The organism is Leifsonia sp. ALI-44-B (assembly GCF_001984125.1).
Classification (GTDB): domain Bacteria; phylum Actinomycetota; class Actinomycetes; order Actinomycetales; family Microbacteriaceae; genus Okibacterium.
Map to the genome: position 1 here is coordinate 460,066 of NZ_MTQL01000006.1, position 22,103 is coordinate 482,168.

General features: G+C 67.1%; 19 protein-coding genes, 1 tRNA gene and 1 other RNA gene. 11 read left to right on the top strand and 10 right to left on the bottom strand.

Translation table 11 applies throughout. The features are described from left to right. Positions 1-89: 89 nt before the first annotated feature. Entirely contained in the window at positions 90-1,514 is a 1,425-nt protein-coding gene (gene glnA / locus ALI44B_RS03180) for a type I glutamate--ammonia ligase (RefSeq protein ID WP_077053286.1), read from the top strand. 210 nt (positions 1,515-1,724) lie between these two features. Here glnA and ALI44B_RS03185 read toward each other — a convergent pair whose 3' ends face one another. The 3 genes from ALI44B_RS03185 to ALI44B_RS03195 form a co-directional block, all read right to left on the bottom strand. Continuing rightward, entirely contained in the window at positions 1,725-4,847 is a 3,123-nt protein-coding gene (locus ALI44B_RS03185) for a bifunctional [glutamine synthetase] adenylyltransferase/[glutamine synthetase]-adenylyl-L-tyrosine phosphorylase (RefSeq protein WP_077053287.1), read from the bottom strand. Between the two features lie 24 nt (positions 4,848-4,871). After that, on the bottom strand, positions 4,872-6,209 hold the full coding sequence (locus ALI44B_RS03190) for a glutamine synthetase family protein (protein ID WP_077053288.1): 1,338 nt from the start codon (positions 6,207-6,209) through the stop codon (positions 4,872-4,874). 93 nt (positions 6,210-6,302) lie between these two features. After that, on the bottom strand, positions 6,303-6,491 hold the full coding sequence (locus ALI44B_RS03195) for a hypothetical protein (protein WP_077053289.1): 189 nt from the start codon (positions 6,489-6,491) through the stop codon (positions 6,303-6,305). A 74-nt stretch (positions 6,492-6,565) separates the two neighbouring features. On the opposite strand from ALI44B_RS03195, the gene map reads away from it, so the two are divergent. After that, positions 6,566-7,450, top strand: a complete 885-nt coding sequence (map, locus tag ALI44B_RS03200; protein WP_077053290.1) for a type I methionyl aminopeptidase — start codon at positions 6,566-6,568, stop codon at positions 7,448-7,450. Between the two features lie 64 nt (positions 7,451-7,514). Next, the gene (gene ppgK / locus ALI44B_RS03205) at positions 7,515-8,447 is read left to right on the top strand and encodes a polyphosphate--glucose phosphotransferase (RefSeq protein ID WP_083709472.1); all 933 of its coding nucleotides are present in this window, start codon (positions 7,515-7,517) and stop codon (positions 8,445-8,447) included. A 98-nt stretch (positions 8,448-8,545) separates the two neighbouring features. Here the strand turns inward: ppgK and rnpB are convergent. From rnpB to ALI44B_RS03225, 4 genes are all read right to left on the bottom strand, one after another. After that, an RNA gene (rnpB, locus tag ALI44B_RS03210) (RNase P RNA component class A) lies at positions 8,546-8,913 on the bottom strand. Between the two features lie 22 nt (positions 8,914-8,935). Next, the gene (locus ALI44B_RS03215) at positions 8,936-9,358 is read right to left on the bottom strand and encodes a reverse transcriptase-like protein (protein WP_077053291.1); all 423 of its coding nucleotides are present in this window, start codon (positions 9,356-9,358) and stop codon (positions 8,936-8,938) included. Further along, positions 9,355-10,092 (bottom strand): zinc ribbon domain-containing protein, encoded by a 738-nt coding sequence (locus tag ALI44B_RS03220; protein WP_077053292.1) that lies wholly within the window; start codon positions 10,090-10,092, stop codon positions 9,355-9,357. The genes ALI44B_RS03215 and ALI44B_RS03220 overlap by 4 nt, the downstream gene beginning before the upstream one ends. A gap of 37 nt (positions 10,093-10,129) precedes the next feature. Next, positions 10,130-10,978, bottom strand: a complete 849-nt coding sequence (locus ALI44B_RS03225; RefSeq protein ID WP_077053293.1) for a Nif3-like dinuclear metal center hexameric protein — start codon at positions 10,976-10,978, stop codon at positions 10,130-10,132. A 138-nt stretch (positions 10,979-11,116) separates the two neighbouring features. On the opposite strand from ALI44B_RS03225, the gene ALI44B_RS03230 reads away from it, so the two are divergent. Further along, entirely contained in the window at positions 11,117-12,037 is a 921-nt protein-coding gene (locus tag ALI44B_RS03230; protein WP_143458950.1) for a helix-turn-helix transcriptional regulator, read from the top strand. Between the two features lie 78 nt (positions 12,038-12,115). On the opposite strand, the gene ALI44B_RS03235 is transcribed toward ALI44B_RS03230, so the two are convergent. After that, positions 12,116-12,859 (bottom strand): hypothetical protein, encoded by a 744-nt coding sequence (locus ALI44B_RS03235; protein ID WP_077053295.1) that lies wholly within the window; start codon positions 12,857-12,859, stop codon positions 12,116-12,118. A gap of 178 nt (positions 12,860-13,037) precedes the next feature. Between ALI44B_RS03235 and ALI44B_RS03240 the strand changes: the two genes are divergently transcribed. Then, entirely contained in the window at positions 13,038-13,850 is an 813-nt protein-coding gene (locus tag ALI44B_RS03240) for a dienelactone hydrolase family protein (protein ID WP_077053296.1), read from the top strand. A 101-nt stretch (positions 13,851-13,951) separates the two neighbouring features. On the opposite strand, the gene ALI44B_RS03245 is transcribed toward ALI44B_RS03240, so the two are convergent. Next, a tRNA-Val gene (locus ALI44B_RS03245) sits at positions 13,952-14,024 on the bottom strand. Positions 14,025-14,073: 49 nt separating this feature from the next. Between ALI44B_RS03245 and ALI44B_RS03250 the strand changes: the two genes are divergently transcribed. Beyond that, a complete protein-coding gene (locus ALI44B_RS03250; RefSeq protein ID WP_077053297.1) occupies positions 14,074-14,763 on the top strand; it encodes a hypothetical protein in 690 nt (229 codons plus the stop codon). A 93-nt stretch (positions 14,764-14,856) separates the two neighbouring features. Here ALI44B_RS03250 and ALI44B_RS03255 read toward each other — a convergent pair whose 3' ends face one another. Then, the gene (locus ALI44B_RS03255; RefSeq protein WP_077053298.1) at positions 14,857-15,327 is read right to left on the bottom strand and encodes a peroxiredoxin; all 471 of its coding nucleotides are present in this window, start codon (positions 15,325-15,327) and stop codon (positions 14,857-14,859) included. 299 nt (positions 15,328-15,626) lie between these two features. On the opposite strand from ALI44B_RS03255, the gene aceE reads away from it, so the two are divergent. The 5 genes from aceE to ALI44B_RS03280 all read left to right on the top strand — a co-directional run bounded on the left by aceE (position 15,627) and on the right by ALI44B_RS03280 (position 21,981). Continuing rightward, positions 15,627-18,353 (top strand): pyruvate dehydrogenase (acetyl-transferring), homodimeric type, encoded by a 2,727-nt coding sequence (gene aceE / locus ALI44B_RS03260; protein WP_077053299.1) that lies wholly within the window; start codon positions 15,627-15,629, stop codon positions 18,351-18,353. 15 nt (positions 18,354-18,368) lie between these two features. Next, positions 18,369-19,562 (top strand): PucR family transcriptional regulator, encoded by a 1,194-nt coding sequence (locus ALI44B_RS03265; RefSeq protein WP_077053300.1) that lies wholly within the window; start codon positions 18,369-18,371, stop codon positions 19,560-19,562. Positions 19,563-19,659: 97 nt separating this feature from the next. Next, positions 19,660-20,571: an ACP S-malonyltransferase gene (locus tag ALI44B_RS03270; protein ID WP_077053301.1), complete on the top strand. Its 912-nt coding sequence runs from the start codon at positions 19,660-19,662 to the stop codon at positions 20,569-20,571. A 92-nt stretch (positions 20,572-20,663) separates the two neighbouring features. Continuing rightward, positions 20,664-21,671: a beta-ketoacyl-ACP synthase III gene (locus tag ALI44B_RS03275; protein WP_077053302.1), complete on the top strand. Its 1,008-nt coding sequence runs from the start codon at positions 20,664-20,666 to the stop codon at positions 21,669-21,671. Between the two features lie 61 nt (positions 21,672-21,732). Further along, positions 21,733-21,981 carry an acyl carrier protein gene (locus ALI44B_RS03280; protein WP_077053303.1) on the top strand — a complete coding sequence of 83 codons (249 nt, stop codon included), beginning with the start codon at positions 21,733-21,735 and terminating at the stop codon, positions 21,979-21,981. Positions 21,982-22,103: the final 122 nt, after the last annotated feature.

Here is a 22,103-nt window from a genome sequence, read left to right on the forward strand (position 1 = left end):
GCGACACTGCGGGGTAATGCCCTATCAATAGCCTCGGGTTGGGTGCATGTCGCACCCCGCTCGGTACGAAGCCATTTGGAGTTCTTCCCATGTTCAGTGATTCCTCCGAGGTGCTCAAGTTCATCAAAGACACGGACGTCAAATTCCTCGACATCCGATTCACCGATCTTCCTGGTGTGCAGCAGCACTTCAACATCCCCGCCTCGACCGTCGATGAGGAGTTCTTCTCCGTCGGCCAGTTGTTCGATGGTTCTTCCATCCGCGGTTTCGCCAACATCCACGAGTCCGACATGCAGTTGATCCCTGATGTCTCGACCGCCTACGTCGACCCCTTCCGCGCCGAGCGCACCCTCATCATGGTGTTCGACATCTACAACCCCCGCAACGGCGAGGTCTACTCCAAGGACCCGCGTCAGGTCGCCAAGAAGGCCGAGAAGTACCTGGCCTCGACCGGCATCGCCGACACCGCGTTCTTCGCCCCCGAGGCCGAGTTCTACATCTTCGACGACGTGCGTTACGAAGTGAACCAGCACTCGAGCTTCTACTTCGTCGACTCCGAAGAGGGCGCCTGGAACTCGGGCCGCGTCGAAGAAGGCGGAAACCTCGCCAACAAGACCCCTTACAAGGGCGGCTACTTCCCCGTCTCGCCCGTCGACAAGCAGGCCGACCTGCGCGACGACATCTCGCTCAAGCTGATCGACGCGGGCCTCATCCTCGAGCGCGCTCACCACGAGGTGGGCACGGGCGGCCAGGCCGAGATCAACTACCGCTTCGACACGATGGTGCACGCGGCCGACGACATCCTCAAGTTCAAGTACATCGTCAAGAACACGGCCGACCAGTGGGGCAAGACGGCGACGTTCATGCCCAAGCCCCTCTTCGGCGACAACGGTTCGGGCATGCACACGCACCAGTCGCTGTGGAGCGACGGCAAGCCGCTGTTCTACGACGAGGCCGGCTATGGCGGGCTCTCCGACCTGGCCCGCTGGTACATCGGTGGCCTGCTGAAGCACGCCCCCGCCGTGCTCGCGTTCACCAACCCGACGGTCAACTCGTACCACCGCCTGGTTCCCGGCTTCGAAGCCCCCGTCAACCTGGTCTACTCGGCCGGTAACCGCTCGGCCTCGATCCGTATCCCGATCACGGGCACCAACCCGAAGGCCAAGCGCATCGAGTTCCGCGCGCCCGACGCCTCGGGCAACCCGTACCTCGCGTTCGCCGCCCAGCTCATGGCCGGCCTCGACGGCATCAAGAACCGCATCGAGCCGCACGAGCCCGTCGACAAGGACCTCTACGAGCTGCCTCCCGAGGAAGCGAAGAGCATTCCTCAGGTTCCCGCCACGCTCGAAGGCGCCCTGGCCGCGCTCGAAGCCGACCACGAGTTCCTGCTCGCCGGCAACGTGTTCACCCCGGAGCTCATCGAGACCTGGATCGAATACAAGCGCGAGAACGAGATCAAGCCGCTGGCACAGCGCCCGCACCCGTTCGAGTACGAGCTGTACTTCGGCGTCTAGTCGCTGAACGACCGCTTGTCGGTTACTGAGGGCCGCTCCGATTCGTCGGGGCGGCCCTCAGTCGTTCGCTCCGGCCGTCAAGCGGTGCGACGAGGCCACAGAGCGGCTGGGGTCATTGGCGGATGCGGCGGGGCTTCAACAATGCTCTGCACCACCGCTGTCACAGCAACCCGTTCCCTCCCCCGGGCTGGGTGGTGGGCTGCCGAGCCCTCAGGCCGTCGAGGGCTGGATGCGGTCGGGCAGGCCGTAGAAGCGCTGCTCGAAGACGCGGCGGGCCCGGCGGGTGACCGCGAGGTAGTCCTGCTCGAGCTGCGTGGCCGAGCCCGGCGGGTACTCCATGACGCGCGCGATGCCCTCGAGTTGGCGTCGGTCGCTGGGCAGGACATCCGTGGTCTTGTTGAGCCAGAGCGTCATGCTGCTGCGCAGGCGCGAGGCGAAGAGCCAGGCCTCGCGCAAACGTTCGGCGTCGGCGTCGGGGACGAGGTGCTCGCGGGCGACGACGGCGAGGGCATCCAGCGTGGATGTCGTGCGCAGGTCGGGGATGGCGGCGGCGTGTTCGAGCTGCATGAGCTGCACGAACCATTCGACGTCGCTCAGCGACCCTCGGCCGAGCTTCACGTGACGGGTCGGGTCGGCACCCTGCGGCAGCCGCTCGTTCTCCACCCGAGCCTTGATGCGTTTGACCTCGCGCACCGCCTGTTCGGCGATCGCGGTCGGGTAGCGCACTGTGTCGGCCAGCGCCTCGAAGTCGGCCAGCAGCTGCTCATCACCTGCCACACCGCGCGCCCGCAGCAGCGCCTGCGCCTCCCACGTGAGCGACCAGCGCTCGTAGTAGGCGCGGTAGGAGTCGAGCGAGCGCGCCTGTGGCCCGTTCTTGCCCTCGGGCCGCAGGTCGGTGTCGAGGTCGAGCGGCACACGGTGATCCTCCGTGAGACCCGACAGTGCCTTGACGATGGCGTTGGCCGCCTGCGTGGTCGCCTCGGGGGTGCCTGTGGTGGCCCGGAACACGTAGAGCAGGTCGGCATCCGAGCCGAAACCGAGCTCGCCTCCGCCGTAGCGTCCCATGCCGATCACGGCGAACTCGAGCGCATCCGATCCGAGGCCGTCGCGGCGGCGGATGGCGCGCAGTACGCCGTCGAGGGTGGCCGTCGTGACGTCGGTTAGGCCGGCCCCGAGCTGCTGCAGTTCGACGACGCCGAGCACCGACGAGATCGCGAGACGCAGGAGCTCGCGCCGACGCATCCGCATGATGGCCTTGGCGGCGGGCTCGGCATCGGCGTGGCGGCGCAGAATCGAGGATGCTTCATCTCGTAGCGTCGTGAGGCTGCGAGGCTTGAGCTCCCGATCGTCCTCCAACCACGCGGATGCCTCGGGGATCTGATCGAGCAGCTCGCCGATGTAGCGCGATCCGCTGAGCACGCGGGTCAGACGCTCGGCCACACCCGACGAGTCCCGCAGCATGCGCAAGAACCAGTGCGTGCCGCCGAGCGATTCGGACAGCCGCCTGAACGCCAGCAGCCCGTAGTCGGGGTCTGCGCCGTCGGCGAACCAGCGCAGCATGACGGGAAGCAGGTGCCGCTGAATGGTGGCCCGGCGCGACACCCCGCCCGTGAGCGCCTGGATGTGCGACAGCGCGCCCCGGGCGTCGCGGAACCCGATGGCCGCCAAGCGCGCCTCGGCCTGTTTGGGGCTCAGCGTGACTTCGTCCTCGGGCAGGGCCGCGACGGCGCTCAGCAGCGGCCGGTAGAACAGGCGCTCGTGCAGCGTGCGCACCTCGTTCTTGGTGCTCTCCCAGCGCGTGACGAGGGCGTGACCTGTCGTGGCGAGACCCGAGGCACGGGCGAGGACACGCAAGGATGCGTCATCCCGGGGCATGAGATGCGTGCGCCGCAGTCGGCTGAGCTGCAGGCGATGTTCGAGCACGCGCAGGAGGCGGTAGTCCTGCGCAAAACCGGCGGCCTCGACGCGGCCGATGTAGCCGCTCTCGGACAGGGCCCCGAGCGCCCGGATCGTGCCGCGTTCGTGCACGCTCTCGTCGCTCTGGCCGTGCACGAGCTGCAGCAGCTGCACCGTGAACTCGATGTCGCGCAGGCCGCCAGGCCCGAGCTTGAGCTGATAGTGCAGCTCATCGGACGGGATGTTGTCGGTCACGCGCTCGCGCATGCGCTGCACCGAGTCGACGAAGTTTTCGCGGGACGCGCTCGACCACACCTTGGGCCAGAGCGCGTCGACGTAGCGCTGCCCGAGGTCGGGGTCGCCGGCCAAGGGCCGTGCCTTCAGCAGCGCCTGGAACTCCCAGCTCTTGGCCCAGCGCTCGTAATAGGCGATGTGCGAGTCGAGCGTGCGCACGAGGGCGCCCTGCTTGCCCTCGGGGCGGAGGTTCGGGTCGACCTCCCAGAGCGGCGGCTCGAAACCGGCCTCGGAGATGCCGCGCATGGTGAGTACGGCCAGGCGCGTCGCGATGTCAACGGCCTTGGCGTTCTCGAGGCCGCCCTCTTCATCGCCCTCGGCCACGAAGATGACGTCGACGTCGCTCACATAGTTGAGTTCGTTGGCGCCCGCCTTGCCCATGCCGATGATGGCGAAACGGGTGAGCGCGACCTCGTCGCGCGTGAAGCGGGCCGGGCCGGCGCCGGGCATGGTGACGTGGGTGCGGGCCACGGCGAGGGATGCCTCGAGCGCGGCGCCCGCGGCATCCGCCAGTCGAGTGGCCACCCGGTCGAGCACGGCCGAGGCGTCGGAGGCCGACAGGTCGAAGGCGGCGATGCGCACGAGCCAACGGCGGTAGCGGATGCGCAGGTCGGTCCACAGGCGGTCTTCGGACCAGGCCGGGGATGACGTGCCGCTCGATGCTGCTGAGCGCGAGGCGCCTGAGCCGGAGGCGTCCGAGCTCGCCCCAGCTGCCCGGGCTGCGGATGTTCCGCCGGCTGATGCCGTGCCCGCGGACGCGAACCCGTCGACCTCGTGCACGGTAGCCAGCAGGTCATCGGCGATCTGCGCGGCCGACGGCAACTCGGCAGAAGGCTCGGTGACGACATCCAACTGGTCGGGATGCCGCTCGAAGAACTCGACGAGTCCCTGCGACGCACCGGCCAACCGCAGCAGCACGACGCGGTGCACGGGATCAGCGAGCAAGCGAGCTGTGCGACCATCGTCGACGCGAGCGAGCGACACGATGGCGCGCAACGCCTGGTCGGGGTCGGCGGCGACCCGGAAGTCCTCGAGGAACTCGCGGGGGTCGACGCCGGCAACCTCCTGCAGAGTGTCGAGAACCTCTCTCGACTCGCTGAGATCGGCGAACCCGATGCGCGCCAATTCGGTCAGAGTCGCCATCTGCCGCTGCACGGAGTCTCCTGCTTAGAGGATTTCGATGTTCTTGGCGAGCTCGTACGGCGTGACCTGCGCGCGGTACTCCTGCCATTCGCGACGCTTGTTCAGCAGCACGTAGTTGAACACCTGCTCGCCCAGCGTCTCGGCGACGAGCTCGGACTCCTCCATGTACTGGATGGCATGGTCGAGGCTCGCGGGCAGCGACGAGTAGCCCAGGGCACGTCGCTCGGTGTCGCTCAGGCTCCACACGTTGTCTTCGGCCTCGGGCGGCAGTTCGTACTCTTCCTCGATGCCCTTGAGGCCGGCGGCCAGCATGAGCGAGTAGGCGAGGTAGGGGTTGGCGGCCGAGTCAATGGCACGGTATTCGACGCGCGACGACTGCCCCTTGTTGGGCTTGTAGAGCGGCACGCGGATGAGCGCGGACCGGTTGTTGTGGCCCCAGCACACGAAGCTCGGGGCCTCGTCGCCGCCCCAGAGGCGCTTGTAGCTGTTGACGAACTGGTTCGTGACGGCCGTGATCTCGGGCGCGTGCTTGAGCAGACCGGCGATGAACTGGCGGCCGGTCTTGGACAGCTGGTATTCGGCGCCGGCCTCGTAGAACGCGTTCTGATCGCCCTCGAACAGCGACATGTGCGTGTGCATGCCCGAACCCGGGTGATCGGACAGTGGCTTCGGCATGAACGTGGCGTAGACGCCCTGCTCGATGGCGACCTCTTTGATGACCGTGCGGAACGTCATGATGTTGTCGGCCGTGGTGAGCGCGTCGGCGTAGCGCAGGTCGATCTCGTTCTGGCCGGGGCCCGCCTCGTGGTGGCTGAACTCGACCGAGATTCCGAGATCTTCGAGCATGCGCACCGAGCGGCGGCGGAAGTCGTGGGCCGTGCCGCCGGGGACGTTGTCGAAGTAGCCGGCCGAGTCGACGGGGATGGGACCCTCTGGCCCGAGCTGCGCGGACTTCAGCAGGTAGAACTCGATCTCGGGGTGCGTGTAGAACGTGAACCCGCGGTCGGCCGCCTTTTCGAGCGTGCGCTTCAAGACGTTGCGCGGGTCGGCGACGGCTGCGACGCCATCCGGGGTCGTGATGTCGCAGAACATGCGCGCGGTGGGGTCGATCTCGCCGCGCCAGGGAAGAATCTGGAACGTGGTCGGGTCGGGGTGCGCCAGGAGGTCGGACTCGTAGGAGCGCGTGAGCCCCTCGATGGCCGAGCCGTCGAACCCGAGTCCCTCGGCGAAAGCGCCCTCGACCTCGGCGGGCGCGATGGCCACGGACTTGAGTGTGCCCACCACATCGGTGAACCAGAGCCTGACAAACTTGATGCCTCTGTCTTCGATGGTCCGAAGAACGAAGTCAGTCTGCTTATCCATGCACTCCTCTTTCCGGGCGATCGCCGATGTCTCGAAGCAAGCCTCAAGAACTCCAGGCTAGTGGATTCTGACGACCGTCGCGGATGCCGAACCTCAGCGGTCTTCGGCTGCTTCTTCGGCGGCCCAACGCTGGCTGTTCTCGCGCAACTTGTCGAGCGCGTGCGCCGCCTCGCTCTGGGTGGCGAACGGGCCGACTCGATCGGCCGACGGCGAGGCGTACCCCTGCTCGACGGCCTGCGTCTTCATGTTGTACCAGTACTGCTTCGACGGATCTTCTGACATCGTCGTCCCCTTCTGTGCCGCGCCGGCTTCGCTTCTGTGCCGCGCCGATTCTGCGCCGGACTAAGCTTGATCCTATGCCCAAGGACTCTCACGGACACCTGATTCCCGGCCAGCTCACCGCGGTCAAACCGGTGCCGGCCAGCATCCCCCGCCCCGAATATGTGGGCAAGACGGCGCCGTCGCCCTTCACCGGATCAGATGTCTACCCGCCCGAGAAGATCGAGGCCATCCGGCGCGCCGGTCGCATCGCCGCCGACGCCATCGCGCTCGTGGGCGAGAACGTGAAGCCGGGCGTGACCACCGAGCAACTCGACGCCATCGGGCACCGCTACCTCATCGAGCACGACGCCTACCCGTCGACGCTCGGCTATCGCGGCTACCCGAAGTCGCTGTGCAGCTCGGTGAACGAGGTCATCTGCCACGGCATCCCCGACGACACCGTCTTGAACGACGGCGACATCGTCAACATCGACATCACGGCCTTCATCGGCGGCGTGCACGGCGACTCGAACCGCACGTTCATGGCGGGCGAGCCGCGCGAGGAGGTGCGCCTGTTGGTCGAGCGCACCGAGGAGTCGCTGCGCCGCGGCATCAAGGCCGTCGCACCCGGCCGCCAGGTCAACGTCATCGGCCGCACCATCGAGTCCTACGCCAAGCGTTTCGGCTACGGCGTCGTGCGCGACTTCACGGGCCACGGCGTGGGTGAGGCGTTCCACTCGGGCCTCATCATCCCCCACTACGACTCGGCGCCGCAGTTCGACACCGTCATGGAGGTCGGCATGGTCTTCACGATCGAGCCTATGCTCACGCTCGGCACGCACGAGTGGGACATGTGGGCGGATGACTGGACCGTGACGACGCGCGACAAGAGCATCACCGCTCAATTCGAGCACACCCTCGTGGTGACCGAACGCGGGGCAGACATCCTGACGCTGCCAACCGGCCAGACGAGCTTCTAGCGCGGCGACGGCGCGCGCCACCACCCCTCCCGTTCGAACCCGCAACCCCTCTAAGGTGACTGTCATGGCGAAAACCACCAGCGGAACTCCGATTCCCGCTCAGACCGCATCCGACACCGACGTCTCGTCGGCTTCCACCAAGACCGCGATCGGCATCGACATCGGCGGCACGGGCATCAAGGGCGCGATCATCGACCTGGCGTCGGGCGAGCTGCTCACCGACCGCATCAAGGTGCCAACGCCCGACGGAGGCAAGCCCGCCGACATCCTGCAGACGACCGTCGACCTGCTCAAGCAGCTCGACCCGCCGTCGGCCGACACTCCGGTGGGTGTCTGCTTCCCCGCCATCGTCAAGCACGGCAAGACGCTGTCGGCCGCCAACGTGTCGAAGAAGTGGATCGGCCTCGACGCCGAGAAGCAGTTCGAAGACGCGCTGGGTCGCGAGATCACGTTCGTCAACGACGCGGATGCCGCGGGCTACGCCGAATCCGCATTCGGTGCCGCGAAAGACCAAGAGGGTCTCACGATCATGACGACGCTCGGCACCGGCATCGGAGGCGCGCTCATCTTCAACGGCGTGCTCATCCCGAATGCCGAGCTGGGACACCTCGAGATCGACGGCCATGACGCCGAGTCGAAGGCGTCGTATGGCGCCAAGGAGCGCGACGACCTGTCGTGGGAGCACTGGGCCAAGCGCCTGCAGAAGTACTACGACAAGCTCGAGTTCCTCTTCTCCCCCGACCTGTTCATCGTGGGCGGCGGCGTGTCGAAGCACCACGAGAAGTTCCTGCCGTTGCTCAGCCTGAACACGCCCATCGTTCCGGCGCACCACCGCAACAACGCGGGCATCCTGGGCGCCGCGGCGCTGGCCGTGCACGGCGATGCGGCCGCGCACGTGGGCAGCACGTCTGCGGCCGCCGGTTCCGACGTCGAAGCGAAGGCCGACAGCGACAGTGCAGGCGAGAAGATGGCCGACTCGGGCGCTGCCAAGAAGTAGTGGCGGCTCGCATCCGGCGAGAGAGTTGAACAGAACGATGCGGCGGCTCGATCACGAGCCGCCGCATCGTCGTTTCCGCAGCAGGGCGGCGAAGAAAGTGAACGGGTCGGCCGATACGCCGGGTTCTGTCGGGCGCTTGCGCGACCGTGACGGCCATCTCTCTCGGGACTACGTTGCCGCAGCCCTCTAGCGGTCTACCCGAACACGGGACGAGCAGCCCCATGGTGTTCTGTCTGACCTTGCTCCGGACGAGGTTTACCGAGCCGACCAGGTCACCCTGGCCTCTGGTGGTCTCTTACACCACCGTTTCACCCTTACCGCCGGTTGCCCGGCGGCGGTCTACTTTCTGTGGCACTGTCTCGCGGGTTGCCCCGGGTGGGTGTTACCCACCATCCTGCTCTGTGGAGCCCGGACGTTCCTCGGCATCACACCCGAAGGCGGATGACGCGACCGTCTAGCCGGCCCGTTCGCCCCCAGTCTATCGAGAGCTATTCGGCGAAACTGACCTTGCGGTCCATGGCTTTGTTGGCGATGGCGTCGGCGCGCGAGTTCTCGGCCCGCGGGATCCACTCGAACGTCACCTGGCGCGAGCCGATGAGTGCGTGCGCCTCGCGCGCGAGCTTCTGCATGTCGGGATGCTTGATCTTCCAGCGGCCCGACATCTGCTCGACCACGAGCTTCGAATCCATGCGCACGTGCACGACGGCGGTCGGATCGATCTCGAAAGCTTTCTTCAACCCGGCGATCATGCCGTGGTATTCGGCGACGTTGTTGGTGGCGATGCCCACATAGACACCCTCTTCGGCGAGGATCTCGCCCGACGCCTCGTCGATGACGATCGCGCCGCTGCCGGCGATGCCGGGGTTGCCGCGCGAACCGCCGTCGGCTTCGACGACGAAGGAGTGGCTCACCAGAGACCCGACTCTTCCGTGCGCACGACGATGGTGTTGCACTCGGGGCACTGCACGACGGCGTCGATCTCCTGAGCGCGCAGCGACTGCAGGTCGTTGCCCGTGAACGTGATGTTGCAGGCCCCACAGGTGCCCGCGCGGAACAGTGCCGCGCCGAAACCGCCGCGCGCACGCAGCTTCTCGTAGAGCGCCAGCAGCTCGGGCGTGACCTTCTCGGCCACGGTGTTGCGCTCACCCGTCGCGGTGCCCAGCTCGCCGCTCAGGCGATCGAGGGCGGCCTCGCGCTCGGCCTCGAGGGTCTGGATGCGGGCGGTCAGCTCGGCCTCCTCGGCCCGGGTCGAGTTGACGACGGCCTCGTCGGTCTCGGCCCGCTCCATGACGACGAGTTCCATCTCTTCGAGGTTGTCGCGGCGACGCTTCAGCGACTCGAGCTCCTGCTCGAACGCCTGCACGTCTTTCGCCGAGGCCGTCTGCTGCAGGCGCTCGGTGTTGCGCGCGACGCGTGCCTCGACCAGCTGCACATCGCTCTCGAGGCGCGAGAGTTCGGCGCGCGTGTCGTCGAGCGTTCCGGTCTCGGTGGCGAGTCGTCCGCGCAGCGCATCGAGCTGCGTGCGCAGCTGCGCGATCTCCGCGTTCTGCGGCAGATTCTTGGTGCGGTGGTTCAACTGAGCGACCGTCGTATCGACGGCCTGGAGCGAGAGCAATTGCTTCTGCTCGGCAAGACTGGCTTTCACACTGATCCCAACGTTGTAGCGATACCTCTATCTTGGCTCATTGCGTGACGACAAAGTCCCACGGATCGGTGCGAATCTCGCTCACGAGCACCTCGACACCCGGCAGTTCGCGGCGCAACTGTTCGGCCGCGACATCCAACCAGAGCCATTCGGATGCCCAGTGGGACGTGTCGATGAGGGCGGGCCCGTCGCCCAGCCGCGCCTGCTCGACGAATTCGGACGCCGGATGGTGCCGCAGATCGCTCGTGATGTAGACGTCGGATGCCTGCACCGCTGCCTCCCCGAGCAGCGAGTCGCCCGCGCCCCCGCAGAGCGCCACGCGCTGCACCAGTCGGTCGTACTCCCCCGCGACGCGCACGCCCGTGGCCGTGGCGGGCAGGATCGTGCCGAGGGCTCGCGCCAGGTCGCCGAGGCGCACGGGCTGCGGCAGGGTGCCCACGCGGCCGATGCCTGCCAGGGGCGCTTCGGGGTCGGCGTCGCGCAGAGGCTGCTCTTTCGAGACAACGATGGGTGAGACGTCGGTGAGGCCGAGGTGCCGGGCGAGCACGGCCGAGGTGCCGTCGGCCACGACATCCGCGTTGGTGTGGGCGGCGAGCAGGGCGCAGTCGTTCTTGATGAGCTTCTGCAGCAGCGCCCCTTTGTAGGTGGACGACGCGATCGTGGTCACCCCGCGCAAGAGCAGCGGATGATGCGTCAGCAAGACTCCGGCGCCGCGTTCGACGGCTTCGTCCACCGTCTCGGCGACCGCGTCGACCGCGAGCAGGATGGTGGCGACGGGCTGCTCGGACGCGCCGGCGATGAGGCCCGAGGCATCCCACGACTCTTGTCCATCGATCGGCCAGAGCCTCTCGACCACGTCGGTCACGGTGCGCAGAGTGGTAGTCATGGCAACCAGCCTAGGCCGGGCGGCGCGGTGGTCGACCGATGTAGGTGATCGAGGCAGCACTGTCAACGGGAGGGCGATTGTGCCGAACCCCGCCTGTCGATGCGACGATGGAGACAACGGCGAGGGGGACGTGTGGGAATGAAGGCACCGACGATGGAACTCATGCGGCCGGGCCAGGCGCTGCAGCTGGGCCTGCCGGAGCGCGCACCCGACTTCGCGCGACTGCTGGTTGCGCCCCCGCTCGACGAGGTTCCGCTCGACGACCGGGAGTGGCTGCAGGAGCGCTACCGCGAAATCGTTCCGATCGTGCTTTTGCCGGCCCTCGTAGCCGTCGAGCAGGGGACACCCGTGCCCGAGTCATGTCTGACTCGGCTGCGGCAGGTGGCCGCCCGCGCGGCGGTGGGGCCCGGCGTGAACTTCTCCGTCGTGTTGCGCGGGGCATTTCCGGCACTGAAGGTGTTCTCGGTGGTCATCCGGCATACGCGGAGCGCGGATCGCGCTCAGACGGTGCTCGCGATGGCCCGCGCCTCCCACGTGGCATACGAACTCGGCTCGTGCTGGGCCGAGAGTTGGGCTGCTCATCGCGGGCGCGTCGACGCGGCGGACCACGTGAGCGGCGAAACGGAAGACCGCGTGCGGGATACGGCGGCGCCGGGAGAGCTCACGGATGTCGGGCTCGCCGACGTCGGGCTCTCGGATGTCGAGTTGGCTGCGGCATCCGATGCTCTGACCGCGGATGAGGCGGACATGCTCACGCTCGCGGCCTACGGGCTGTCGAACGAAGAGATCGCGCGGAGTACGCGGTTCAGTCGTCAGACCGTGGCCTGGCATCTGTCGCGGCTGATGCGGACCTGGCGTGCGCCCAACCGAACGGCCCTCGTCGCCGTCGCCTTCGTTCGCGGTGCGCTGGTCGCCCGTGCGCCACGTCAGGCCCGTCGTTCGAAGATCGCCGCGTTGCCGCCCGCGCCCGCACCCCCGTCCGCAGCGCCGGCCACCGACACAAACTCGACGGCGCCACCAGCGGTGCCCGACACAACCGACGCCGCAGAGGAGTCGTGACCGCTGTCTGACCGGGCCGACACGACAAAGGCCCCGCCCACCGACGAGCGGTAAGCGGGGCCTCGCGTTGCGTGGCGACTATCCGAAGTAGTCGTACCACTGGTTGGGGTCTTCAGGCACACGGTTGGTCTCGCCGCAGGGAGCCTCACCGCGGCCGGACTCCCCCATGCGCGTCGGGTCGGGTACGTCACGCTGCACGTCGTTCAGGCTCTGCGTGCCGGCGTCCTCCCAGACCGAGACGACCTGGCCGGTGGTGAGCCCGATGCGGTTCTCCCGCTCGACGGTCACCTCGATGGGTCCCGTCTCACGCACGAACGGCTCTCCGAGGGTGGCGAAGTTCGTCTGGCCCGAGTTGGCGACGATCTCGTCGGTGTTGGCGGTGGCCGTGGTGGATGTCTCGGTGTAGCTGCTCTCGACGCCGATGCTGAAGATGTCCTTGATGTTGAGGCCGGCGTTGCCACCGACCGTCCACGATTGCGAGAACGTCACCGTCTGCATCTGGAGGCGCTTCGTCTGGTTGCTCTGGCCGTCGCAGGCCGAGACCTTCGTGTCCGGAACGGCCTTCCACCGCATGAACTTCTGCACGTCACCACCCGGCTTGTACGTGCAGTTGGCGGAACGGAAGACGCCGCCGTCCTTCGAGATCGTCTCGCCGCTACAGAGCTGCTGCAACTCTTCGCCCGAGAAGCCGGGTGCGTCGGCGGCGTTCGCCGGGGTGACGCCCATCACGGCGCCGAGGATGCCGGCCGACAGCGCCGCCGAGGCGATGCCGATCGAACGACGGGTGCGGGTCTTGGTCGGGGTGCTCTGGACATTCGTCATGATGAGGTTCCTTCCGCGTTTCGCTTCTGTGTGATGTCTTCAGATTGGCGCGGCCGAGGACCGGGCGGAAGGAGGTCATCCGAGTGTTAGTCGATCGACTAATGGCGGAATCGGGCGTGTAGGAAAGAGTCGCCTGGGAAAGGGTCGGATGTCGGCCATCCGGTCGTAGGTTGGGCCTATGACCGACAACGCGCCCACGGCAACGCTCGACGGATGGACGAAAACTCCCTTCACGGGCGGCGGGTTCACCTATGACCGTTACGAGAAGGGCAACGGGCCGGGCGTCGTCCTGATCCCGGAGATCCCCGGCATCACGCCCGAGGTTCTGGGGCTCGCCGAACATCTCGTGGTCGAAGGATTCACGGTGGTCGTGCCATCGCCGTTCGGGCAGCCGGGACGCGCCGCTTCGACCGGGTACATCCTCAAGACCGTTGCCCGGTTGTGCGTCGCGAGCGAGTTCCGCGCCTTCGCCGCGGGGGCGCATCGACCGATCACCGACTACCTGCGTGCGGTTGCATCCGATCTGGCGTCGCGCACGCCCGGGCGTGGTGTCGGCGTTATCGGGATGTGCTTCACGGGCGGCTTCGCGCTCGCCGTCGCGGTCGACGACTCGGTCGCCGCCTCCGTCTTGAGTCAGCCTGCCGCGCCTTTCCCGATCGGGCGGGCGCGTCAAATGGACCCGACCATGTCGCCCGGCGAGTTCGACCGCGTGGCCGAGCGCGCCAGCGCCGGAGAGGTGTGCGCGATCGGGCTGCGGTTCAGTGAAGACGCGAGCGTTCCTCGCGCACGGTTCGCGACCATAGCCGAGCGGCTGGGCGACGCGTTCGAGGTCATCGAACTCGACTCCTCGACGGGCAACCCGGATGGTTTCGTCCGCGGCGCCCATTCGGTGCTCACGAACGAGGTGCGCGAGCATCCGAAGAACAGCGCCTACCGAGCCAGGGAGCGGGTCGTAGGGTTCCTGCGCGACCGTCTGAAAGCGGCCATCTGAAGCGACGCCGCCTGACGGGCGGGCAATGAACACAGCTGTGCCGCCTCACGGGCGGGCCATGAACACCGCCGCGCCGCCTGCAAGGCGGGCCATAAATACCGTGGGCCCTACCGGGATCGAACCGATGACATCCACGGTGTAAACGTGGCGCTCTACCAGCTGAGCTAAAGGCCCTCACCGCGTGACGCGGCGAGCACCCATGTTACGGCATACACTCGGCCTCATGGAACAACACCCGTCGCGGCAGGTGCCGGCCGAACACCGCTGGCCGCCCATTATCGGGGTGCTCGCGGCCTTGACGCTGTACGCGTTCCTGCCGAACGATCTCTTGAGCGTGCAGCGTTATGTGGTGGTCGGGATCGGGCTGCTGCTCGTCATCCCGCTGCTCATCTTGAACCCGCACCGGCTGAATCGGGAGACGCGTTTTTCTCGCCTGCTGTCGCTCGGCCTGGCGCTCCTCATCCTGGTCGCCAACCAGATCACGCTCGTGCTGCTGATCAAGCTCCTGGTCGACGGAACCCACGACGGCCCTCCCCTGCTGCTCTCGGCGCTGCAGGTGTGGCTGACGAACGTGATCGCCTTCGCACTGGTGTTCTGGGAGCTGGACCGCGGCGGACCTGTTGCCCGCACCCGGCTCGCTCGCGACCAGTTGCAGCCGGCCGACTTCCGTTTTCCCCAGGATGAGGACGACGACGCCATCACCGAGGTGCGGGCCCGGTCGAGCGCCGTGGCCGATTGGGTGCCGACGTTCGTCGACTACCTCTACTTCTCGCTGTCGAACTCGATGGCGTTCTCGCCCACCGACACCATGCCGCTGTCGCACCGCGCGAAGCTGCTCATGGGGCTCGAGGCGTTCGCCGGTTTCATCATCCTGGCGCTCGTCATCGCGCGCGCCGTCAGCCTGATCGGCTAAAGACCGGCCGGGCCCGTCGGGCGCAGTGAGGCAGCAGCATCAGAAGCCAACGACTCGTCGAGCGCGTGAATCGAACCACTCGTTCGGCGAACCCTAGGCCGGCTGGTGCAGTTCTTCGAGCGCGGCGCGATAGGCGGCCAACGAGCGAGCCTCGCCGGGCGCCGTGATGAAGCTGGCGCGGATGATGCCCTGCGTATCGATGATGAAGGTCGCCCGGTTGGAGAGCCCCTTCACGTCGAGGAACACGCCGTACTCCTTGGCGACCTGACCGTGCGGCCAGAAGTCGGCTAGCAGGTTGAAGTCGTAACCCTCTTGCTCGGCCCAGGCGCGCAGCGTGTGCTTCGAATCGACCGAGATGCCGATGAGCTCGACACCTTCGGTGCGGAACATGGCGATGTTGTCGCGCAGGGCGCACAGTTCGCCCGTGCAGATGCCCGAGAACGCGAGCGGGAAGAAGACCAGAACGACGGGACGCTTGCCCCGGAACTCGCTCAGACGGATCAGTTCGCCGTATTGGTTGGCGAGCTCGAAGTCCGGAGCCTGTGTGTCGTTCTCCAAAGCCATGAGTGAAACGTGTCCTTTCAGGCCGCGTGAGCCTGGCATCGATGCGGCAGGGTTGTGCGCGCCTAACGTAGGCCGATCGTACTCTTCACCTCGCGCGTGTCAAACGAACGCTGAACGGAACCTGAACGCGACTCGGATGCGGGGGCTCGCGGCATCCTCGTGTGCACGTGTGCGCGTGGTCACCGAAACCGCCCGAAGTGGCTAGGCTGGAGTGTGGTGCCCGATGGCCACAACACGGCTATCCACTCCTGTGCGCACCGCCCATCAGGCACGATCTGCCGCGTAGAGAAAGGTCGACGGTGACTGTAAACAACCAGGACCCGTATTCGGTCAGCGACAACGACATCGATCCCGAAGAAACTTCGGAATGGAACGAATCGCTCGAACAACTCGTTGAGGTCCACGGCCGCGGGCGTGCCCGCGAGATCATGCTCAGCTTGCTGAAGCGGTCGCGCGAACTGCACCTCGGTGTGCCCATGGTTCCGACCACGGACTACATCAACACCATCGCTTCCGAGAACGAACCCGAGTTCCCCGGCAACGAAGAACTCGAGCGCCGCTACCGCGCGTGGATCCGCTGGAACGCGGCCATCACGGTGCACCGGGCACAGCGGCCCGGCATCGGTGTGGGCGGCCACATCTCGACGTACGCGTCATCCGCCGCCCTCTATGAGGTCGGCTTCAACCACTTCTTCCGTGGGCAAGACCACGCGGGCGGCGGCGACCAGATCTTCATCCAGGGTCACGCCTCCCCCGGCACCTACGCACGCGCCTTCCTCGAGGGCCGCCTGACGACCGACCAGCTCGACGGGTTCCGTCAAGAGAAGTCGCACGCCCCCAACGGCCTGTCGTCCTACCCGCACCCGCGCCTCATGCCCGAGTTCTGGCAGTTCCCGACCGTGTCGATGGGCCTCGGCCCGATCAACGCCATCTACCAGGCGCAGGCCAACCGCTACCTCACCAACCGCGGAATCAAGGATGCCTCCGACCAGCAAGTCTGGGCCTTCCTCGGCGATGGTGAGATGGACGAGGTCGAGTCCCGCGGCCAGCTGCAGGTCGCGGCCAACGAGGGCCTCGACAACCTGAACTTCGTCATCAACTGCAACCTGCAGCGACTCGACGGGCCGGTGCGCGGCAACGGCAAGATCATCCAGGAGCTCGAGAGCTTCTTCCGCGGTGCCGGCTGGAACGTCATCAAGGTCATCTGGGGCCGCGAGTGGGACTCGCTGCTCGAGAACGACACCGAGGGCGCGCTGCTCAACCTCATGAACAGCACCCCCGACGGCGACTTCCAGACCTACAAGGCCGAGTCGGGCGCGTACATCCGCGAGAACTTCTTCGGCCGCGACGAGCGCGCCGCGAAGCTCGTCGAGGACTACTCCGACGACGACATCTGGAACCTGAAGCGCGGCGGCCACGACTACCGCAAGGTCTACGCCGCATTCAAGGCCGCTTCCGAGCACAAGGGCCAGCCGACCGTCATCCTGGCGCACACCGTGAAGGGCTACGGCCTCGGCCCGCACTTCGAGGGTCGCAACGCGACGCACCAGATGAAGAAGATGACGCTCGACAACCTCAAGACGTTCCGCGACGCGATGCACATCCCCATCACCGACGCGCAGCTCGAAGAGAACCCGTACCAGCCGCCGTACTTCAAGCCGTCCGACGACGACGAGGCGATCCAGTACCTGCACGACCGCCGCAAGGCCCTCGGCGGTTACGTTCCCGAGCGTCGTTCGAAGTACACCGACATCACGCTGCCCGACGACTCGGCCTATGCCATCGCCAAGAAGGGTTCCGGCACGCAAGAGATCGCCACCACCATGGCGTTCGTGCGCACGCTGAAAGATCTGATGCGCGACAAGCAGTTCGGCAACCGCGTCGTGCCGATCATCCCCGATGAGGCCCGCACGTTCGGTATCGACGCCTTCTTCCCGACGTCGAAGATCTACAACCCGAACGGCCAGCACTACACGTCGGTCGACCGCGAACTGCTGCTCGCCTACAAGGAGAGCCCGCAGGGTCAGCTCGTGCACGTGGGCATCAACGAGGCCGGAGCATCCGCGGCCTTCACGGCGCTCGGCACGACCTACTCGACGCAGGGCGAGCCGCTCATCCCGGTCTACGTCTTCTACTCGATGTTCGGGTTCCAGCGCACCGGCGACGCCCTCTGGGCTGCCGGCGACCAGATGGCCCGCGGGTTCATCATGGGCGCAACGGCCGGTCGCACGACGCTCACGGGCGAAGGCCTGCAGCACGCCGACGGCCACTCGCCGTTGCTCGCCGCGACCAACCCCGCCGTCGTCACCTACGACCCCGCCTACGGCTACGAGATCGGCCACATCCTGCGCGCCGGCCTCGACCGCATGTATGGCGGCCACCACGAAGACCCCAACGTGATGTACTACATCACCCTCTACAACGAGCCCATCGCGCAGCCGAAAGAGCCCGAGAACCTCGATGTCGAAGGCCTGCTGAAGGGCATCTACAAGGTCAACGAGTCCTCGCACGACGGCATCAAGACGCAGATCCTCGCGTCGGGTGTCGCCCTGCCCTGGGCCCTCGAAGCCCAGGAGCTGCTCGCCAACGACTGGGGCGTCTCGGCGGATGTCTGGAGCGTCACCAGCTGGAACGAGCTGCGCCGCGAAGGCCTCGCCGCCGACGAGCACAACTTCCTCAACCCGCACGAGGACGAGCGCATCCCGTTCGTCACGCAGAAGCTGCAGGGCACAGAGGGACCGGTCGTCGCGGTGAGCGACTACTCGCACGCCGTGCCCGACCAGATCCGCCAGTTCGTGCCGAACGACTTCGCCACCCTGGGTGCCGACAACTTCGGCTTCTCGGACACGCGCGCCGCAGCTCGTCGTTTCTTCAAGATCGACGGACCGTCGGTGGTCGTGCGCACACTCGAGCTGCTCGCCAAGCAGGGCAAGGTCGACCGTTCGCTCGCGTCGCAGGCCATCGAGAAGTACCGTCTGCACGACGTGAACGCGGGCACCTCCGGCAACGCCGGCGGCGAGAGCTAAGCTCAGCCACCCACCGTGCCACGAACGAAAGAGGAGACGCTCGCCTGGCTGCGCCGCATCAGCGGCGAGCTGGCGACCGTCACATTGAAACGGCTCGAAGACACGCTGCCCTGGTATGTAGAGATGCCGCCGGGGCGGCGGTCGGCGGTCGGACTGGTCGCGCAGGCGGGCATCTCCTCGTTCATCTCGTGGTACGAAGACCCCCAGAGCACCCCGTGGATCGCCGCCGACGTGTTCGGCGCCGCCCCGCGAGAGTTGTTGCGATCGGTGAGCCTGCAGCAGACGTTGCAGCTCATCCGCGTGGTCGTCGAAGTCGTCGAAGAGCGCGTCGCCGACAAGGGCGAACACCTGCGCGAAGGCATCCTGCTCTACTCGCGAGAGATCGCGTTTGCCTCGGCCGATGTCTATGCACGTGCCGCCGAGGCGCGTGGCCTGTGGGATGCGCGCCTCGAGGCGCTCGTGGTCGACTCGATCTTGTCCGGCGAGGCCGACGACGAGCTGCCCTCGCGCATCGCCGCCCTCGGCTGGCACGGGCACGGAGAGGTCGCCGTGCTCGTTGGCACGACTCCCCCGCAGCTCGACGTCGACCAGCTGCGTCGCACGGCCCGGCATCTGTCGGCCGACGTGCTGATCGGCGTTCAGGGCAGCCGCCTCGTGCTCGTCATCGGGCGCGCCGAGGTGCGCGAGACCGACGACGAGAACGGCGGCTCGACACAGCCCCTCAGCTTCATGGAGATCGCACGGCAGCTCGAGACCGGATTCGGCGCGGGACACCTCGTGCTCGGGCATCCGGTGCCGACGCTCGTCGAAGCCTCTCGCAGCGCGCGGGCGGCCCTCGCCGGTTTCGCCGTCGCGCGCTCGTGGCGTCACGCCCCGCGACCCGTGCAGGCCGACGAGCTGCTGCCCGAACGCGCCCTCGCCGGCGACCCGTTGGCCCGCGCCACCCTGATCGAGAAGGTCTATCGGCCGCTGCACGCGCACTCGGCCGAACTCGTCAACACGCTGTGGTGCTACCTCGACAACGGGCGCTCGCTCGAGGCCACGGCACGTGAGCTTTTCGTGCACCCCAACACCGTGCGCTATCGCCTGAAACGCGTCTCGGATGTTATCGGCTGGGACGCCACGGGCGCGCGCGAGTCGCTCATCCTGCAGTCCGCGCTCATCCTCGGGTCGATCGCCGAACCCGAGCAGACGAAGCGCCGCCGCTGAGCCATCCGGCCCGTTTTGCCGAAACCGACAAAGGGTTTGGCGATAGTTGTGCCGTGTTCAACACCCGAAACGCTCGACCTGTTGGCAGACTAAGAGCGTGATCGTCATCGTCTGCCCGGGTCAGGGCTCCCAAACTCCCGGTTTCCTCACTCCCTGGTTGCAGGATGCCGAGGCCCGCGACCTGCTCGCCGGCTACTCCGAGGCGGCCGGTGTCGACCTCGAGAAGCACGGCACCGTGTCCGATGCGGACACCATCCGCGACACCGCCGTCGCGCAGCCGCTCATCGTCGCGGCGGGACTGCTCACGCTGCACGCCCTGCGCCGCGCCGGCGCGCTCGACAAGATCGGCGGCATCGCCGGTCACTCCGTCGGCGAAATCACCGCGGCTGTCGGGGCGGGCATCCTCACGGAAGACGCCGCCATGCGCTTCGTCGCCGCACGAGCCCGCTACATGGCCGAGGCCGCGGGTCAGGCATCCACCGGCATGAGCGCCGTTCTGGGTGGCGACGAGGCCGCGCTGCTCGAACGCCTCGCCGAGCTGGGCCTCGAGCCCGCCAACTTCAACGGTGGCGGCCAGATCGTTGTCGCCGGCGCCACCGACGCCCTCGCCGCCCTCGCGGCAGAACCGCTGCGCGGCACCCGCGTCATCCCGCTGCAGGTCGCGGGCGCCTTCCACACGCGCTACATGCTCGCGGCGCGGGATGCCCTCGCCGCCGACGCCGCGGCCCTCACGCCCGCCGACCCCACACTCACGCTCTGGTCCAACCACGACGGAGCCGTCGTCACCTCGGGAGCCGAGTTCGTCTCGTCCCTCGTGGCCCAGGTCTCGTCTCCCGTGCGCTGGGACCGCTGCATGGAGTCCTTCCAGGCTGCAGGCCTCGACGGCCTCATCGAACTCGCGCCCGCCGGTGCCCTCACGGGGCTCGCCAAACGCGGACTCAAGGGTGTAGCGTCCGTTGCGATCAAGACCCCGGACGACCTCCAGGCCGCCCTCGACCTCGTTTCCTGATTTCCCCCTCACCGGATGCCGCAGCCCGCGACGACGGTGACATTGCCCGGTCGATTCTCGAATCGGCCCGAACGACGCTTGGATTCTCCCCTATGACTTCCCTTCCCGCCCTGCAGCAGTCCACCGGACCGCAGTTCACGCGCATCTACGCCCTGGGTGCCGCCCGCGGCGACCTCGTCGTGCCGAACGAAGACATCATCGGCCCCATCAACTCCTCGGACGAGTGGATCCGCCAGCGCACGGGCGTCATCACGCGCCGCCGCGCCTCCGAGAACATCACGGCCGTCGACCTGGCCGAAGAGGCCTCGCGCGAAGCGATCGAGAAGTCGGGCGTCGACCCGCAGAAGATCGGCGCCGTGCTGGTCTCCACCGTGAGCAACACCGTGCAGACCCCGTCGATGGCCGCACTGCTCGCCGACCGTGTGGGCGCCAACCCCGCGGCCGCCTACGACATCTCGGCCGCGTGCGCCGGTTACACCTACGGCATCGCGCAGGCCGACGCCCTCATCCGTGCGGGTCTCGCCGAATACGTGCTCGTCGTCGGTGCCGAGAAGCTCAGCGACATCATCGACCCCACCGACCGCACCATCTCGTTCCTCTTGGGTGACGGCGCCGGCGCGGCCGTCGTCGGCCCGAGCGACTCCGCGGGCATCTCGGCCTCGGTCTGGGGCTCGGATGGCTCGAAGTGGGACGCCGTCGGCATGTCCGGCACGCTCAAGGACTACCGCAACAAAGGCATCGAATGGCCGACGCTCCGCCAGGAGGGCCCGACCGTGTTCCGCTGGGCCGTGTGGGAGATGGCGAAGGTCGCACAGGAGGCACTCGACAAGGCGGGTGTGACGAGCGACCAGCTGGCCGCATTCATCCCCCACCAGGCGAACATGCGCATCGTCGACGAGTTCGCGAAGCAGCTCAAGTTGCCCGACACGGTCGTCATCGCGCGTGACATCGAAACGACGGGAAACACCTCGGCGGCCTCCATCCCGCTCGCCGCCCACCGACTGCTGGCCGAGAACCCCGAACTCTCGGGCGGACTCGCGCTGCAGATCGGCTTCGGCGCGGGCCTCGTATTCGGCGCCCAAGTGGTCGTTCTGCCGTAAATACCATCCGTCCTCACCTAAACTGGGTGACGGTCAATCGACACCCCCCAAGGAGATAAAAATGGCATTGTCCAACGAAGAAGTACTTGCCGGCCTGGCCGAGCTCATCAACGACGAGACTGGCATCGCGACCGACACGGTCGAGCTGGACAAGTCGTTCACCGACGACCTCGACATCGACTCCATCTCGATGATGACGATCGTCGTCAACGCCGAAGAGAAGTTCGACGTCAAGATCCCCGACGAAGAGGTCAAGAACCTCAAGACCGTCGGCGACGCCGTCACCTTCATCGTTCAGGCTCAGGGCTAATTCGGCGCGGCCTTCGGGTCACGCCTACCAGCTTCTCCGCGACGGGGGCCACGGTCCAAGGATTCGTTCCTGGGCCACGCCCCCGTCGCGAGCCAGATCGCACCGTACTTTCAGAGAGTTTG

Excerpts from the sequence above, each read along its gene's own strand:
- ALI44B_RS03250 (WP_077053297.1), top strand. The coding sequence starts at position 14,074 with ATGGAACAACACCCGTCGCGGCAGGTGCCGGCCGAACACCGCTGGCCG.
- ALI44B_RS03275 (WP_077053302.1), top strand. The coding sequence starts at position 20,664 with ATGACTTCCCTTCCCGCCCTGCAGCAGTCCACCGGACCGCAGTTCACG.
- ALI44B_RS03185 (WP_077053287.1), bottom strand. The coding sequence starts at position 4,847 with ATGGCGACTCTGACCGAATTGGCGCGCATCGGGTTCGCCGATCTCAGC.
- glnA (WP_077053286.1), top strand. The coding sequence starts at position 90 with ATGTTCAGTGATTCCTCCGAGGTGCTCAAGTTCATCAAAGACACGGAC.
- ALI44B_RS03235 (WP_077053295.1), bottom strand. The coding sequence starts at position 12,859 with ATGACGAATGTCCAGAGCACCCCGACCAAGACCCGCACCCGTCGTTCG.
- ALI44B_RS03255 (WP_077053298.1), bottom strand. The coding sequence starts at position 15,327 with ATGGCTTTGGAGAACGACACACAGGCTCCGGACTTCGAGCTCGCCAAC.
- ALI44B_RS03190 (WP_077053288.1), bottom strand. The coding sequence starts at position 6,209 with ATGGATAAGCAGACTGACTTCGTTCTTCGGACCATCGAAGACAGAGGC.
- ALI44B_RS03230 (WP_143458950.1), top strand. The coding sequence starts at position 11,117 with ATGAAGGCACCGACGATGGAACTCATGCGGCCGGGCCAGGCGCTGCAG.
- map (WP_077053290.1), top strand. The coding sequence starts at position 6,566 with ATGCCCAAGGACTCTCACGGACACCTGATTCCCGGCCAGCTCACCGCG.
- ALI44B_RS03195 (WP_077053289.1), bottom strand. The coding sequence starts at position 6,491 with ATGTCAGAAGATCCGTCGAAGCAGTACTGGTACAACATGAAGACGCAG.
- ALI44B_RS03225 (WP_077053293.1), bottom strand. The coding sequence starts at position 10,978 with ATGACTACCACTCTGCGCACCGTGACCGACGTGGTCGAGAGGCTCTGG.
- ppgK (WP_083709472.1), top strand. The coding sequence starts at position 7,515 with ATGGCGAAAACCACCAGCGGAACTCCGATTCCCGCTCAGACCGCATCC.
- ALI44B_RS03240 (WP_077053296.1), top strand. The coding sequence starts at position 13,038 with ATGACCGACAACGCGCCCACGGCAACGCTCGACGGATGGACGAAAACT.
- ALI44B_RS03280 (WP_077053303.1), top strand. The coding sequence starts at position 21,733 with ATGGCATTGTCCAACGAAGAAGTACTTGCCGGCCTGGCCGAGCTCATC.